The organism is Cellulosimicrobium sp. GQ32 (assembly GCF_059758455.1).
Genome location: NZ_JCAXEP010000003.1, coordinates 263,562 through 279,061 on the forward strand (window position 1 = coordinate 263,562; position 15,500 = coordinate 279,061).

Annotated in this window: 10 protein-coding genes; 2 read left to right on the forward strand and 8 right to left on the reverse strand. The window is 72.1% G+C overall.

The window, feature by feature from the left end:
* Positions 1-100: 100 nt before the first annotated feature.
* On the forward strand, positions 101-724 hold the full coding sequence (locus AC6CH9_RS07280; RefSeq protein WP_498154315.1) for a hypothetical protein: 624 nt from the start codon (positions 101-103) through the stop codon (positions 722-724).
* A gap of 13 nt (positions 725-737) precedes the next feature.
* Here the strand turns inward: AC6CH9_RS07280 and manA are convergent, their stop codons facing one another.
* From manA to AC6CH9_RS07310, 6 genes are all read right to left on the reverse strand, one after another.
* The gene (manA, locus tag AC6CH9_RS07285; protein ID WP_053369682.1) at positions 738-1,907 is read right to left on the reverse strand and encodes a mannose-6-phosphate isomerase, class I; all 1,170 of its coding nucleotides are present in this window, start codon (positions 1,905-1,907) and stop codon (positions 738-740) included.
* Positions 1,908-1,909: 2 nt separating this feature from the next.
* Complete coding sequence (locus tag AC6CH9_RS07290; protein WP_498154316.1) at positions 1,910-3,430, reverse strand: phosphohexomutase domain-containing protein; 1,521 nt, start codon at positions 3,428-3,430, stop codon at positions 1,910-1,912.
* Complete coding sequence (locus AC6CH9_RS07295; protein WP_375809984.1) at positions 3,423-4,502, reverse strand: glycoside hydrolase family 130 protein; 1,080 nt, start codon at positions 4,500-4,502, stop codon at positions 3,423-3,425. Before AC6CH9_RS07295 ends, AC6CH9_RS07290 begins: the two co-directional genes overlap by 8 nt.
* A 68-nt stretch (positions 4,503-4,570) precedes the next feature.
* Positions 4,571-5,461 carry a carbohydrate ABC transporter permease gene (locus AC6CH9_RS07300; protein ID WP_082379580.1) on the reverse strand — a complete coding sequence of 297 codons (891 nt, stop codon included), beginning with the start codon at positions 5,459-5,461 and terminating at the stop codon, positions 4,571-4,573.
* Complete coding sequence (locus AC6CH9_RS07305; RefSeq protein WP_498154317.1) at positions 5,461-6,432, reverse strand: carbohydrate ABC transporter permease; 972 nt, start codon at positions 6,430-6,432, stop codon at positions 5,461-5,463. Before AC6CH9_RS07305 ends, AC6CH9_RS07300 begins: the two co-directional genes overlap by 1 nt.
* A 23-nt stretch (positions 6,433-6,455) precedes the next feature.
* Entirely contained in the window at positions 6,456-7,748 is a 1,293-nt protein-coding gene (locus tag AC6CH9_RS07310; RefSeq protein WP_260665638.1) for an ABC transporter substrate-binding protein, read from the reverse strand.
* A gap of 346 nt (positions 7,749-8,094) precedes the next feature.
* Between AC6CH9_RS07310 and AC6CH9_RS07315 the strand changes: the two genes are divergently transcribed.
* On the forward strand, positions 8,095-9,186 hold the full coding sequence (locus AC6CH9_RS07315) for a LacI family DNA-binding transcriptional regulator (protein ID WP_144425449.1): 1,092 nt from the start codon (positions 8,095-8,097) through the stop codon (positions 9,184-9,186).
* Between the two features lie 22 nt (positions 9,187-9,208).
* Here AC6CH9_RS07315 and AC6CH9_RS07320 read toward each other — a convergent pair whose 3' ends face one another.
* Positions 9,209-10,852 carry an endonuclease/exonuclease/phosphatase family protein gene (locus AC6CH9_RS07320; RefSeq protein WP_260665637.1) on the reverse strand — a complete coding sequence of 548 codons (1,644 nt, stop codon included), beginning with the start codon at positions 10,850-10,852 and terminating at the stop codon, positions 9,209-9,211.
* A 187-nt stretch (positions 10,853-11,039) separates the two neighbouring features.
* Positions 11,040-15,146: a polysaccharide lyase family 8 super-sandwich domain-containing protein gene (locus AC6CH9_RS07325; RefSeq protein WP_498154318.1), complete on the reverse strand. Its 4,107-nt coding sequence runs from the start codon at positions 15,144-15,146 to the stop codon at positions 11,040-11,042.
* Positions 15,147-15,500: the final 354 nt, after the last annotated feature.

Sequence of the window (15,500 nt, forward strand, 5' to 3'; positions counted from 1 at the left end):
GAGCGTCGGGCTCGGCGGGAGGCGCTGGGTACCCTCCCGGGCACCCGGCCTCCGATGGGAGAATGTACCGCGAGCCGCCCGACCGACCGAGGAGCTGCCCGTGGGCAACCCGTACGCACCGCCCCGTCCCGACGCGCCGCAGCAGCCTCGCCCCGAGCCGCCGCAGCCGCCGGAGGAGGGTGCGCGTCCGGACGCGCCGGTCCCGCCCGGTGCCGGCCCGGGCCCAGGTGCCCCGCTCCCCCCTCCCCCGCCGGGGTGGCCGGACCTGCACGCGGCCGCCGACCGCCGGTCTCCGGCGCCGCCCGAGCCGTCGGAGCCGGACCCGGAGCTCGCGCGGCAGGCGACACGACGCGTGCTCCACTTCGGCCTGCTCCTGCTCGCGGTGATCGTCGTGAGCACGATGCCGTTCCCGTGGCAGGCCGTGAGCCTCGCGCTCGCGCTCGGGGCGATCGTCGTGGGCATCCGCGCGCTCGTGGCCGTCTGGCGGGCACGGGTGCGCGGTGCGCTCGTCCCGGCGCTGGGCATCGGGGTCGGCCTCTCGGCCATGCTCGCGCTCCAGATGGTCTCGACCCTCGTCACGTGGGACGTCGCGCTGGCGCACCAGCAGTGCCTCGACGGCGCGATCACCGTCTCGGCCGAGAAGCGCTGCGACGTCGAACGGACCCAGGCGCTCGAGGAGAAGTTCGCCCGCTGGTTCCCCACGCCGGCCCCCGCGTCGTCGTGACGACGGCCTGACTTCACGCCCGCGCCACGACGGCCGTCCCGTGCCCTGACACGACGAGCGGTCCGTCCACGTGCGGGACGAAGACGGAGTCGCCGGGCAGGAGGCGTCGCGCGTCCGCCGCGACGACGCGCACCTCTCCCTCGACGCACAGGACGATCCGCGGGCCGTCCTCCGGCCCCGGCAACTCGTCCCCGGCCCGCGGGGTGGCGACGCGCATGCCCAGGTCGGCGGCCGGCGCGACGTAGTCCACGACGCCCGGCGCGACGCGCACCGGACGCAGGAAGCCGGTGAGCCGCGGTGTGAAGTCCGTGATCGCCAGCAGTTCCGCCACGTCCACGTGCTTGGTCGTCAGGCCGGCGCGCAGGACGTTGTCGGACGCAGCCATCACCTCGACGGCCATGCCCCGCAGGTAGGCGTGCAGCGTTCCGGGGGCGGTGTAGAGGGCCTGGCCGGGCTCGAGCCGCTCGTGGTTGAGCAGGAGCGGAGCGAGGAGCCCGGGGTCGCCGGGGAACTCCTGCGCGAGGTCGTGCACGACGGCCAGCTCGGGCCGAGCACCCACGGCGTCACGCGCGGTCTCGGCGACGGTCTCCACCCACGGCGCCGCGCTGTCCCGCTGGCCGAGGAGCCACGTGAGCGCGCCCCGGTGGGCGTCGACGCGCTGCTCACGCAGCAGCACGACGAGGGGGTCGAGCGCGGGCACCTCGAGCTCGGCGACGAGCTTCGCCGCCTGCTCCGGCTCCCGGAGCCCGCTGAGGAGCTCGAACGGCGTGAGGGCGTACACGATCTCCGGCTTGGCCGAGCGGTCTCGGTACGTCCGCACCGGGTCGGTGCGCGGGACGCCGCGCTCGTCCTCGGCAGAGAAGCCCGCCTCGGCCTGGGCGGTCGTCGGATGCACCTGGACCGACAGCGCGCGGGCGGCGGCCAGGATCTTGGCGAGGAACGGCAGGCGCGGGCCGGCCCCGGCCAGCACGCGGGGTCCCAGCATCGCCTCGGGCTGGGAGGCCACGAGCGCGTCGAGAGCGACACGGCGTCCACCACCGTCGGCGGTGGACGGGTCGTCGGGGTGGGCTCCCATCCAGACCTCGGCGACGGGACGACCGTCGACGGGACGACCGAGGAGCTGCTGCACGAGCGTGGTCGAGCCCCACGGGTAGCGGCGCACGGGGTTGTCGAGGAGGTACATCGTCAGCGCCGCCCTCCCCCGGCCGTCGCGCCGCCGCTCGGCGGCCCACCGACCTCTGCGGGCATCCCCGCGAGCGCGTCGAGGACCCGGTCCCGAAGCGTGCGCATCGTCCCGGCGTGGGCGGCCTCGACGTTCAGCCGCAGGACGGGCTCGGTGTTCGAGGCCCGCAGGTTGAACCACCACGGGTCGTCGCCGCGCCAGCGGGCGACGGTCAGCCCGTCGAGCTCGTCCATCTCGTCGACCTCGAGCGACGCGGCACCGTCGGCGGTTCCGAGCGCCTTGAGCACAGCGGCCCGCGCAGCCGCTGGGTCTGCCGCGGGGACATCGACCTCGCCCGAGCGCACGTAGGGGTCGAGGCCACCGACCAGGTCCGAGAGTGGGCGGTCCTGCTCCGAGAGCGCCGCCAGGACGTGCATCGCGGCCAGGAGGCCCGAGTCGGCGCCCAGGAAGTCACGGAAGTAGAAGTGCCCGCTGTGCTCGCCCCCGAAGACGGCACCCTCGGACGCCATGAGTGCCTTGATGAACGAATGGCCCACCCGTGTGCAAACCGTCCGCACCCCTTCGGCGCCCAGGATCTCGGGTACCGCGCGCGACGTGATCGTGTTGTGCAGCACGACCGGCACGCCGCCCTCCTCCCGCACCCGGCGTGCCTCTCGGAGCCCGACGAGCGTCGTGAGCACCGAGGGGTCCACCCTCCGGCCCCGTTCATCGACGACGAAGCACCGGTCGGCGTCGCCGTCGAACGCGAGCCCGAGGTCCGCGCGCCGGCGCACGACCTCTGCCTGGAGCATCGCCGTGTTCGCAGGCACGAGCGGGTTGGCCTCGTGGTGCGGGAACGACCCGTCGAGCTCGAAGAACAGCGGGACGATCCCGAGCGGGAGCGCCGGCAGGCCCGCCGCCATCCCCAGGACGGCGGGGACCGTGAGCCCCGCCATGCCGTTGCCAGCGTCGACGACCACACGAAGACGGCGGCCCCCGGACAGGTCGACGAGCGAGCGCAGGCGCTCCGCGTAGGGGCGCAGGACATCCACGGTCTCGTAACCGCCGCGCGGCCCTGCCCCGACGCGATCTCCCGCGAGAAGCTCCATGGCCCGGTCCCGGACGGCGCGCAGGCCCGAGTCCTGGCCGACCGGGCGTGCGCCGGGCAGGCACAGCTTGATGCCGTTGTACCGGGCGGGGTTGTGGCTGGCGGTGAACATCGCGCCCGCGGCTTCGAGGTGACCCGATGCCAGGTAGAGCTCGTCGGTCGAGCACAGGCCGGCGTCGAACACGTGCGCTCCGGCGTCGCGGGCCCCTTCGACGAAGACGGCGACGAGCCCGCGGCCGCTGTCACGCATGTCGCGGCCCACCACGACCCGGGCCGGGCCGTCGGCGTCGGATCGGACGACGGTCTCGACGAACGCCGCGCCCAGAGCGCGAACGACGTCGGGGCTCAGCTCGTCGGGGACGACGCCGCGAACGTCGTAGGCCTTGACGACGCGCCGGAGCGCCTCGCGCGGATCTGCGGACGGGTTCTCAGCCATCGTGGCGCACGAGCTCGGCGACGCCGATCCGGGAGTCTGCCATGCCGTAGAAGACGAACCGGCGTCCATGGATCTCCTCGACGGCCGTGGGGAACACGACGTTGCCGAGCGTGCCTTCCAGCTCCGCGGCGGTCTCCGGGACGAGCAGCGGCTCGGGCGTCCGCGCGAGGACCCGGCGCGGGTCAGCCGGGTCCAGGATCATCGCGCCCGCCGTGTACCGGGCACCGTGCGCCAGGGCGAACCCGGAGAAGTCGGCGCCCGTGACGCCGTGATGGAGGACGAGCCAGCCCTCCGGGACGCGCACGGGTGCCGGGCCGCCCCCGATCTTCGACGACTCGTACGCCATCTCCGGCGCGGCGACCGGTGCGGAGTGCTCGACGTACGTGAGCCCCGCGAGGTCGCGCGTGACAGCCTCGAGGTCGACGTAGCCGATCCAGATCGAAGGTCGCGGGTCGTCGATCCCTGCTGGCGGTCGGGACCCCTCGCCGGGGCGCAGCCAGTCGAGGTCCCACATCGGCCGGTGCAGCAGCGCGAGTGCGGGTCGTCCGTCGGGGCCGGGGACGACCTCGGGGAAGAACACGACGTCCTTGTTGGGGAAGAGGTTGAGGTCGGTCTCCAGCTCGGGCTGGTAGGCGAACCGTAGCGGCCCGAGCCGTCGCCACGACACGGTGTCCGAGGAGACGGCCAGCGCGGGCTTCGGGCCCAGCGGCCCGTACGCGACATAGGTCATGACATGCAGGTCCAGCGGCTCGACGAACGTGATGCGGGGGTCCTCGACACCCGCGTTCTGCCGCCCGTGCTCCCAGCCCTCGTCGGGGGCGAGCACCACGCCGAGCCGCTCGACGCCCACGGGGACCCCGTCCTCGAGGACGACGCGCGCCCGGCCGATGCGCGAGACGTTGCCCTCGGCCACGAGGCGGGGGTAGAGGTACAGCTCGTCGTCCAGCCCCCATGCGGTGCCGGGATTGAGCACGCCCTCGACCTCGAGGGGCTCGCCGGGCAGGGGCGACATGATCGTCCCGAGCCGACGCAGGGTGTACGGGACCGTCTTGAGGGACTGAGAGTGGTTCACCTGGGTCATTACCTTGCCTTAGGAGGTCGGGGCGGCGCAGGCTCGCGCCGCCCCCGCGTGGTGACGGGTCAGCCCTTGACGGCCGAGCCGAGGTTCGCGGACGTGAAGTGCCGCTGGAACAGGAGGAACAGGACGACGGCGGGCACGGCGAGGACGCACGCGCCTGCCAGGACCGCGCCCATCGGGTTCGCCTGGAACGAGGAGTTCGCCTGCGAGAAGTTGGCGAGGCTCACCGCGAGCGGCTGCATCGACGCGTCCTTCGTCACGAGGAACGGCCACAGGAACTCGTTCCACGGGCCGATGAACGTCACGAGCATCGCGGTGAGGACCGCGGGGCGGACCAGTGGCACGGCGATCGAGCGCAGGATCCGCAGCTCGCTCGCGCCGTCGATGCGCGCCGCGTCGAACACGTCGCGCGGGATCTGCAGGAAGTACTGCCGGAAGATCAGGACGGCGACCGAGTTCACGGCGAACGGCAGGATCATGCCGAGGTAGTTGTCCGCGAGGTCGAAGTACCGCACGACCATGACGTAGAGCGGGATCATGAGCAGCTGGAACGGGATCGCCTGGACGAGCAGGACGAGCGCGAACACGAGCCCCTGGCCTCGGAAGGACAGCACCGACAGCGCGTACCCGACGAGCAGCCCGAACACGAGCGTGCAGCCCACGACGCCCGCCGTCATGATCAACGAGTTGAGCAGCGACCGGGCGAGGTCGATGGACTCGTTGACACCCACGAAGTTGTCGAGGGTGAGGTTCCGTGGCAGCGGGAGCAGTCCGAGGACGCTCGTGTCCCGCTCCTTCTGCAGCGCCCCGAGGAGCATGTAGTAGAACGGCACGAGCGCGAGGAACGCACCGAGGAGCAGCACCGCGAAGCGCAGCACGCGCAGCAGTCGGCCCTCACCGGAGCCGCGGGCCCGGGTGGCCTCCCGCCGCGTGGTCGAGGTCGTCGTGGTCATCAGCCCTTCCTCTCCGTGAGCCGTCGCGAGGCCAGCGACAGGAGCATGACCGCGAGCACGAGGATCATGCCGATCGCCGCGGCGATGTCCGGCTGCCCCTGCTGGATGCCCTTCTGGTACATGAGCAGCGCCGGGGTCATCGAGGCGCCGTTCGGTCCTCCCCCGGTGAGGAGGTACGGCTCGGTGAAGATCTGGCCGGTGGTGATGACAGAGAGCAGCACCACGAGCGAGGTGACCGGCCGTACCGCGGGCAGCGTGACGGCCCGGAACCGGCGCCAGGGCCCGGCGCCGTCCATCGCGGCGGCCTCGTGCAGCTCCTTCGGCACGTTCTGCAGCGCGGCGAGGTACAGCAGGACGTAGAACCCGAGGTTCTTCCAGGTCACGTAGACCGCGATCAAGGGCATGATCAGGCTCGGGTTCGCGAGCCAGGTCGGCTCTGGGGCAAGGCTCCCCAGGAGCCTGTTCACGACCCCGTTGCCGTTGAACATGAAGATCCACACCGCGAGCGTCGCGACCGACGCGGTCACGTACGGGACGTAGTACGAGACCCGGAAGAAGCCCTTCCAGTGCACGACGGCATCGAGGCCGGAGGACAGGAGGAGACCGAGCACCACCGTAAGGGGCACGTTGATGAGGCCGAACACCGCGAGGTTGCCGAACGCCTGCCGTACCGCCGGGTCCGCGAGGACCTGCCGGAAGTTGTCGAGCCCGACGAAAGGGTGTGGGACCTGTACGCCGGGTGCCGTGAAGAAGAAATCGTGGAACGACATCCACACGCCGAACCCGAACGGCACGAGGAACACCACGACGACGAACGCCACGTACGGGGCGCTGAGAAGGATGCCGAGGGGGTTCTCCCCGAGCCAACGCTGGAGTCGCCGGCCGCGGGGACGCGGCCGGTCCTGGCGCGGGCCACGGCTCACCGTGGCCCGCGCGGACGGCTGCACGTCCTCGTCGTGGAGGGTGACCATGAGTGCTTCGCCTCGTCCTGGGATCAGCCCGACAGGCCGTCGATCGTCGTCGCGGCCTCGCCGAACGTCGTCTCGAGGTCGCCGGACCCCGACTGCACGGACCCGCTCCACGTGTCGCGGAAGACCTGCATCTTCTCGGCGAGCCCGTCCACCGTCGGGACGTCGACCGCGAGCGGCACGGACGCCGCGAACGGCTCGAAGAAGGGGTTCTCCGTCAGGAAGTCGGCGGCGAGCTCGGGCACGTCCGTGCGCGTCGGGAACTGGCCGGTGACCTCGAGGAGCGCGAGGTCGTTCTCGTCGTTCGTCGCGAACTTGAGGAAGTCCCACGCGGTCTGCTGGTTCTTGCACGAGGAGTACAGCCCGACGTTCTTCGAGTCGGCGAAGGTCGACGTCTCGTCGGCGGGCACGCCGTCGGCGGTCGGCAGCGGGACGACGCCGAAGTCCACCTTGCCGTCGAACTGCCCCTTGCCCCAGGGTCCGGCGACGCCCATCGCGGCGACGCCGTCGGCGAACGGGCCGGCCCACATGTCCCCGCTGTACGCCTCCGCGGAGGAGAAGCCCTCGGCGTAGAGCGTCTGCCAGAACTCCAGGGTCTCGAGGCCCTCGTCGCTCGTGAACGTCGCCTTCCCGTCCTCGATGAGCTGCGTGCCACCGGAGTTGGCGAGGAAGAACGGGTAGAAGTCGAAGTTGACGTTCGTGTAGTCCGCGGTCGCCGGCGGGTAGATCGCGAAGTCTGCCGCCCCGGCGTCCTTGATCGCCTGGGCCGCCGCGAGCACGTCGTCGTACGTCTCGAGCTGCGGGTCCTCGGGGTCGAGGCCGGCGGCGGTGAACACGTCCTTGTTGTAGTAGAGCATGAAGGGGTTCGTCTTCCAGGGAAGCTGGTACAGGTCCCCGTCCGCGCTGCGGAACCCGTCCGCAGCGGCGCCCGAACGACCCGTGACGTAGTCCTCCGCGTCCTCGAACGTCGTCGACAGGTTCACCAGGCCACCCTGCTTCTGGAACGCGGGCACGGCCGCCGGGGCGGTGTTGAACACGAGGCACGGCGTGTTCCCCGCCGTGATCGAGGCGGCGATGACGTCCTCGGACGAGCTCCCCGCGGGGATCGCCTGAGCGCTCACCTTCTCGTCCGGGTGCTCAGCGTTCCACGCCTCGACCACCTGCTCGCCCCAGGCGACCTCCTGCTCGTTGGTCGAGTACCAGACGTCGATCGGTCCGCTCGTGAGGTCACCTTCGGACCCGCCGGTACCACCGTCGCCGCCCGACCCGCACGCCGCGAGCGGCAGGACCACCGCAGCCGTCGTCGCCAGCGCTGTCATCCGTGCGCCACGCTTCATTGCGCCCAACTCCTCATCCGGGCTCGTCACCCGCTCGTCGCTCTGGCCCCCGCCCCTCGGTCCCCCGCACGGCGGCCCGTCGACGCCGTCGTCCAGACGGCACCGACGCGACGATTAAACCGGTTTGAACAAGGCACGTCAAGATCACGCGGAGATCCAGGCGAGACAAGCGCGCACGGCGGGCAGCTGCCCGCGGTCGATTCCCACGGATGCTTGGAGTTGCACCGTTCCCAGTGCCTCTCGGCCGCGGTGCGGTCAATACCCGCCCCGACGAGGCACGCGCGACGACTACTAAACAGCGGGTCAAACCGTGCGCTATCCTGACGAGGTGAACGCAGCGGAGCACTCGACCCTCACCCCCGGCGACCGGACCACCCGGACAGTCGGCGCCAAGCGCGTGACGATCGGTGACGTCGCGGCCCGCGCCGGGGTCTCGAAGAGCGCCGTCTCGTTCGTGTTCAACAACCGACCCGGCGTCAGCGCAGCGGCCCGCGAGCGCATCCTGCGCGCCGCCGACGACCTCGGCTGGCAGCCCAGCGCCCGTGCGCGCGCTCTCTCCCGGTCGCGCACGCAGGCCGTGGGCCTCGTGATCCGGCGCGAGCCCGAGCTCCTCAGCACCGACCCCTTCTTCCCGCTCTTCATGGCGGGCGTCGAGATCGGCCTGTCCGAGCAGAACTACTCGCTGGTCCTCCAGGTGGTCAAGGACCAGCACGGCGAGCGCGACGCCTACGAGCGGCTCGCGCGCGAGTCGCGCGTCGACGGCGTGTTCCTCACCGACGTCCGGGCCGGGGACACCCGCCCCCGGGACGTCGGCGCGCTCGGGCTGAGCGTCGTCGTCGTCGCGCCCGAGGAAGCGGACACCGAGGCGGACGTCGTCATCGGGATGGACGACGCAGCCGGGGTCCGCCGCGCGGTCCACCACCTGCACTCGCTCGGTCACCGGCACATCGGCCACGTCATGGGTGTGCCGGGCTACGTCCACACCGAGGCGCGGCGCCGAGCATGGGAGGACACGCTCGACGAGCTCGGCCTGCCCGTGGGCCCCGTCGTGACCGCCGACTTCACGGGCAGCTCCGGTGCGCGCGCGACGCACGAGCTCCTCGACCTGCCGCGGCCCCCGAGCGCGATCGTCTACGGCAACGACCTCATGGCGATCGCCGGGATCTCCGCGGCCACCGACCGCGGCATCCGTGTCCCGGAGGACCTCTCGGTCGTCGGCTTCGACGACATCCCGCTCGCCCCGTACATCGTGCCGCCGCTGACGACGGTCCGGCAGAACGTCGTCGCCTGGGGCACGGCCGCGGCCCAGACGCTGGTGGCGCTCGTCGAGGGGAAGGAACCGCCGGAGATCCGGTTGCCGTCCGTCGAGTTCGTCGTGCGGGGCAGCACCGGGCCGACGCGGCACCGGCGCCCGTCCTGAGCCGGGCGCCGGTGGGCGCGCGTCAGCCGCAGCTCTTCGCCGCGTACTCCTCCTGAACCGTCACCGGTGCCCGACCGGCCACGGTCGCCGTGACCGTCGCGGTGCCGGCATCGGCCCGTGCGGCCCGTGTGCTGAACGACTGGTACGCGTGGCGTCCCGGCGCGACGTCCGCGCTGGTGCGCTCGCCGAACACGGTCGACAGCACGACGGCCGCCGCGGCGTCGCCCGTGTTCGTCGCCCGCACGGCCACGTGCGCGGTTCCGGCCATGCACCGCACGACCGCTTCGACCTCCGGCGCCCCGCTCGGCAGGCACGCCTCGTCGCAGACCCGCAGCGACGCCAGGACGGCCTTGTGGTCGGAAGGCCAGACGGCGTCCGGCGTGAGGATCACGTCGGCGCTGTCGTCGTCGACGCGCTCGTCGCGCACGATCGTCGACTGCGGACCCACGACCTGGGCCCCGTGAACCGCCACCCGGTCGTCGGGTGCCACGAAGACGTAGTCGATCCGGTCCCGCTCGTCGGCCTCCGGCGCCCACGTCAGCTCCGACGTGGGGAACAGCGCGTTGTCCGCCGGCCACGTGAAGCCCGGGTTCGACACGGGGTCGGGGTGGACCTCGCGGAACACGTCCACGAGCCCGCCGTCGAGCAGGGTCTGCGTCGTCTGCCACGGGACGACGACGCCGTGGTGGTCGAACAGGTCGGCCGTCGCCTCGGTCCAGTCCTGCGCCGACGGCTCGTTGAAGTCGCCGCCCACGACGACCAGGCGACCGGCCGCGCGCTCCGCCCGGACGTCCTCGACGAGCGCGGCCGCCGAGGCGGGGCGACCCGACTGGAGGTTCGCCGCGAGGATCGCGCCGACGTCCGTCACGGGCGCGTCGAGCCGGTCCCACGTGCCCCACCCGGCGGGCCAGTCGCCGAGGACCGCCCCGCCGTACCCGCGCGGCAGGTACGTCGTGTACCAGCGGTACTCGAGGTGACCGCCGTAGGCCACCACCTCTGTGCCGTTGACGTCGAGCACGGCCTTCGACCACCGATCACCGACCGTCCCGGTCTCGAGGATCGGGTAGCGCGACACGATGCCGGTGCCGGTCGCGAGAAGATGGTCGTACCCCAGCAGCGCCGCCACGTCCGCCGGGGTGTCGTTGCGTTCCGGCATGAACGTCACGTCCGCATCGGTCTCCCGGAGGACGTCGGCGATCTCGCGCGCACCGTCCGGGATCTGCGAGCCACCGTGCCAGAGGTTGAAGGTGAGCACGTTCAGCTCGCTGACGCCGTCGACCTCGGGCTTGGGCTCGGCGGGCTCCACCGGCCTGACCGCCTCCACGGTGAGGTCGACCGGCCCGGCGAGCACGTCGTACCCGTCGTCGGCGAGCAGGTAGACGTCGTAGTCGCCCGGACCGATCGACGCAGCACCGCGCGTCCAGCCCACGCGGCGCTCCGGCCCCCAGGTCACGCTGCCGGACGCCTCCGGCACGTAGCGCCAGTCGAGCGAGGGTGGCCCGCCCGGCCGCACGCCGTCGCGGTACACGCCGAGCCAGTTCTTCGCGTGGACCGCCGTGCCGGCGGCATAGGTGATCGTCACGGACCCGTCGGCCGTGATCCGCGGGGTGTCGAGGCGGAGCGAGGGCTCGGCTGCCGCAGCCGCCGGGGTGACGGTGAGCGCCACGAGCGCAGCGCCGGTGACCGCCGCCGTGGCTCGGCGACGGATTCGTGTCAGATGGGGAAGCATCGGTGGTTCCTCTCGGGACGGGTGACCGCGACGACGCGGTCGGGGACCTCTGACGGAGCGGACCGGGCCGTCGCGGCGGTGTCCTCCGACACCGCCACGACGGCCCGGCTCCGGCCGCCGCGGCTCAGCCGCAGCGCTTGGCCTCGTACGGTGCCTGGACCGTCACCGGCTCGCGACCGGGTGCGGTGGCCACGACGCTCACCGCTCCGGCTTCCACCACGGCCGCTCGGGAACTGAACGACTGGTAGGCGTTCCCTCCCGGCGCGACCGCGGCGTACGTCCGGTCGCCGAACCGTGTCGACAGCACGATCTTCGCTGTCTGCTCGTCCGTGTTCGTCGCGCGCACCGCCACGTAGCCCGTGCCGGCCAGGCAGCGGGCCGTCACCTCGACGGTCGGCGCCGTGGTCCCCGGGACCCGCTCCACGAGACCCTCGAGCGCCGCCGCGAGGGCCGTCGTCTTCTCGTCGACGTCACCCTGCGTGGCGCCCTCCGCGCGGGCCGCGGCCTTCGCTGCCTCGAGTGCGGGCAGCAGGGGCGCCCAGCTCGCGGGCGTGTACTGCCTGCTGTCCAGCGCGTCGGCCTCCGCCACGAGCCGGTCGAGCTCAGCCGTGTCGACCGCGACGACCACGTCGCACCACGCGATCTCGTCACCCTTCGCGTGCGTGACCAGGACGGCGGTCCTCCCGGCCTGGCCGGTGGCCAGGTCGAGCTCGACGCGCCCGTCGCCGACGCGAGGGTCGCCCACGACCGACGCCACCGACTCGTCGAGCGAGAACGCGGTGAACTCGTCGTCCGGTTCGAGGGGCGTGACGCTGGCCGTCGCCACCGCGCTGGACGCGGGATCCGCGGCCACGGGCGACGCCTCGCACCGCAGGTTGTACCCGCCGTACACCTCGAGCTCGAAGATCGAGAGCCCGTACTTCGTGACGGGCAGGCCGATCACCCGGACGTAACGCACGTCGGACTCGGGCAGGTCCACGACGTTCCGCAGCTCTGCCGAGGTCTTCTCGACCCGGGCCAGCTGCTCCCAGGTCCGGCCGTCGAGCGACCCTTCGACGCGGAAGTCGTTCGACGTCGCCGCCTCCCAGGTGACGACGACCTGGTTGATGCTGCGGGTTGCCTCGAGGTCGACCTGGAGCCAGCGCTCGATCGTGTACGGCGCGTCCTGGCGCTGGGAGGACCAGCGCGTCGTGAGGTTGCCGTCGTTGGCGTTGCGGGCGTCGGCGGTGGCGTTGTAGGTCGAGTCGGCCTGGACCGGTCGGGCGAGGGCCAGGTTCTCCCGGCCCGCCGGCACGGTCGGCGCGTCGACGACCACGTCGTCGGCGAACACCTCGAGCTCCCACAGCGAGACGCCGTACTGGGTCGTGCTGCGCTGGACCGTCTGCATGCGCACGTAGCGCGCCCGCTCGTCGACCGCGACGGCGTCCCTCCCTCCGTCGCTGCCCGCGCCCGTCGTGGCGTAGGCGTCGCGCCAGGCCGTGCCGTCGTCGGAGACCTGGATGCGGTACTGGCGGGCGAAGGATGCTTCCCACCACAGCCGCACGGCGCCGATCCGCTGCACGGAGCCGAGGTCGACCTGCGCCCAGGCGCTGTCCGAGAGGTTCCCGCTCCAGCGTGTGTCCATGTTGCCGTCCGTGATGCTCGCGGCGGCCCCGCCCGACGAGCCGGAGGCGGTCACCGGCCGACCGAGGGCGAGGTTCACGCTGGAGTCGACGTCGAGCTCCCGGACGGCGTATCCGTCGTCGCCCGGGCCGTCCAGCATCACGAGACGGACGAAGGAAGCGGCGGTCGGTGTCAGGCCGAGCCGGGTGCGCTCCCCGGCGCCGTCCTGCACGAACTTGTGGTCGGTCCAGGTCGCGCCGTCGAGCGACGTCTGCAGCAGGAAGCGTGACGCGTGCTGCTCGCCCCACGACACCGTTGCGCCGGTGACGAACGACCCCGGTGCCAGACGCTTCGTCAGCCAGGCCGTCCCGTCTCCGTCGGAGCGCCAGGCGGTGGCATCGTCCCCGTCGCCTGCGAGCACCGCGCCGTGACCCTCCAGCGCGCTGCTCGCGGTGAGGTCCGAGTCCGTCCCGACGTCCGACGAGAGGGGTGCCGTGACGGTCTTGCCCAGGCTCGCGCCGGAACCCAGGGCGAACGTGCCGCGGTGCTCGCCGTCCGGGTCGTGGAGCGCGACGGAGACGACGAGGCCCGGCCGGTCGGGGTTGGCGACGCTCGCCACCGGGACCTCGCCCGACTCGTCCACGAGGACGATCGCGGGCTGGCTCACCTCGAGCGTCCGACCCGCACCGAGGTCGAGGGTCCCTGCCTGGTAGAACGTCGCCATCGTCCGCCCGAGCCCGGCGTGCCGCACCGCCTGCACCGCGGCGTCGTTGCGGAGCACCTGGACCGCGGGTGCCGCGGCATAGGCCTCGACCTCCTGCGGGGAGGCCGCGGGGAGCACGACGTACTCGTAGCCGGCGTCGCTCGGGCGCACGCCGTGGTCGACGTACAGCGTGAAGGCACTTCGGCTCACCGGGTCCTGACCGACCCAGCTCCCCGTCTGCGCCGTGTTCGAGACGAGCACGCGCTGACCGGCCGGGAAGACGTAGCCGACCTCGTCGTTGTAGGCCCACGCCGGGCCCTCCACCGAGGCGCTGACGGTCCCCGGCGCGACGGGTCGGCCACCTGCCGAGGCGTTGTCCTTCGCGACGGCCTGATTCACCGTCGTGTGCACCGGCGCGTCAGACCCCGAGCGGATGCCGGCGCCGAGCGCGACCATCTCGTCGTCGAGGTAGAAGTAGCTCTTCCTGCCCTGGGTGTCGGCACGGTCGAGGCTGTGCACGCTCACGCCGTAGGTGCCGTCCGAGACGCCGCCCGTGAAGCTGCCTCCGTTGCCCGTGCGACCGGCCGTCCCGCGCGTCTGCTCCTTGACGTAGGGAGCGGTGACGCCGGGGTAGTGGAACCAGTCGAACGCCGGACCGAGGTCGAGGTACTCCCGATTGTTGACCTGGATCGCTGTGGCGCCCGCTGCGTTCCACACGATCTCGTTGCCGACCTCCGGTCGGAAGGTGGAGCGGTACTCGCTGCCGACGGTGCGGCTCGAGTTGAGCCGCGTGAAGATCCCGTACCCGTCGCGCAGGTGGGACGAGAACTCCGACCGCCAGAAGTACTTGTTCCCGGTGACGCCGTTGGTCCGGGTCGTGCCCCTGATGCTGTCGATCAGCTCCTGGTAGTCGGTCGCGTAGAGCGGGTCCGTACGTTCCATCTTGGCGAGCGGCTCGAGGAACTCGGATGCGTACCCCGTGACGCCGTCCACGGTCTTCGGCTCCCTGTAGCCGAGGTACAGCATGCCGACCTCGCCGCGGATCATCCACCGCGTGCCGTTGACGACGTAGAACGCGATCGTGTCCAGGTGCTCCCGGGTGAACGCGAGGCCCGTGCCGCGCGCCGCGTCGGCCCACAGCGCCACGTTCGTGAAGAGCGCCATGCCGTACCCCTCGCTGTACAGCTGCGCCCCGTGCGCCCAGAAGCTCCCGTCGGGCTGCACCGCCTCGTTGGTCCCCCCGGAGCGGTCGACAGCGACGGTCTGCACCATGGTGTCGAAGCCGGACACGATCTTCTCGTGGTCACGGGTCGCGAGCGCCTCGAAGAGGTAGTTCGTCGTGCGCCACGCACCGTTGGCGCCCACCGGGTCGAGCCTGCCGGTGTTGTGCTCGAGCGCCACCGCCTTCGCCTCGGGACTCAGGTCGTCGCCAAGGAAGACGGTGAGGCGCCCCATCGCCATGGACTCGCCGATCTCGGTCTCCCACCAGTTCGTGTTGCCCGGATCGACGGCGTCCCAGTGCACGAGCGCGCGCTCGACCGCGGCGAGGACGGCGGGGTCCTCGAAGCCCGCAGCGGCCGGGTCTCGGTACGCCTGGGCGAGCGCGAGCATCCGGTAGAGCGCGATGTACGCCGACCAGGTCGCGCCGTTCGCCGAGCTCGTCCGGTCGGCGTAGTCGACGTCCGGCCACGAGCCGTCGGCGCGTTGTGACGCGACGTAGTCGAGAGCCTCGGAGGTGCGCGCCAGGTAGATGCCGTTCGCGATGATGATGTCGTCCCCCTGCCCCAGGTAGTAGTCCCGCAGCCGTGACGTGATCGTGTCGACGTCGTCGCCGGGCGGTGCCGCGCCCGCGGGCGCGACGACGAGTCCGACAGCGCTCAGCACGAGTGCCAGGAAGGCGGAGATCAGGGCTCTGACGCTTCTCATGGGGGGCTCCCTTGTGGTGGTCCGTGGCGCACGCACGGTGCGGTCGGGGCGGCGCAGGCCGACCTCGGTCGTCGTCCGTCGAGAGCAGCGCGGGACAGGTCGCCCCTCGGCACGGGCACCGACGGCGGTGCCGGACTTCTGACGCGTCATCGCGCAGGTGCTCCCTCACGGCGAGGCGGGCCCGTGCCGGCCTCTGACGGACGGTTCGGCCGCCGGGCGAGGCGCCAGGCGGGCCACGTCCTGCCTCGCCTCCTTGTGGCGAGGTCGCCGGCCGTGCGCCCACGGGTGGCGCCTCCCCTATGCCGACGGTGACGTGCCGTTAGTAAACCGGTTCTTGACAGCGCAGTCAAGATG

Excerpts from the sequence above, each read along its gene's own strand:
- manA (WP_053369682.1), bottom strand. The coding sequence starts at position 1,907 with ATGTACCTCCTCGACAACCCCGTGCGCCGCTACCCGTGGGGCTCGACC.
- AC6CH9_RS07290 (WP_498154316.1), bottom strand. The coding sequence starts at position 3,430 with ATGGCTGAGAACCCGTCCGCAGATCCGCGCGAGGCGCTCCGGCGCGTC.
- AC6CH9_RS07325 (WP_498154318.1), bottom strand. The coding sequence starts at position 15,146 with ATGAGAAGCGTCAGAGCCCTGATCTCCGCCTTCCTGGCACTCGTGCTG.
- AC6CH9_RS07305 (WP_498154317.1), bottom strand. The coding sequence starts at position 6,432 with ATGGTCACCCTCCACGACGAGGACGTGCAGCCGTCCGCGCGGGCCACG.
- AC6CH9_RS07310 (WP_260665638.1), bottom strand. The coding sequence starts at position 7,748 with ATGACAGCGCTGGCGACGACGGCTGCGGTGGTCCTGCCGCTCGCGGCG.
- AC6CH9_RS07300 (WP_082379580.1), bottom strand. The coding sequence starts at position 5,461 with ATGACCACGACGACCTCGACCACGCGGCGGGAGGCCACCCGGGCCCGC.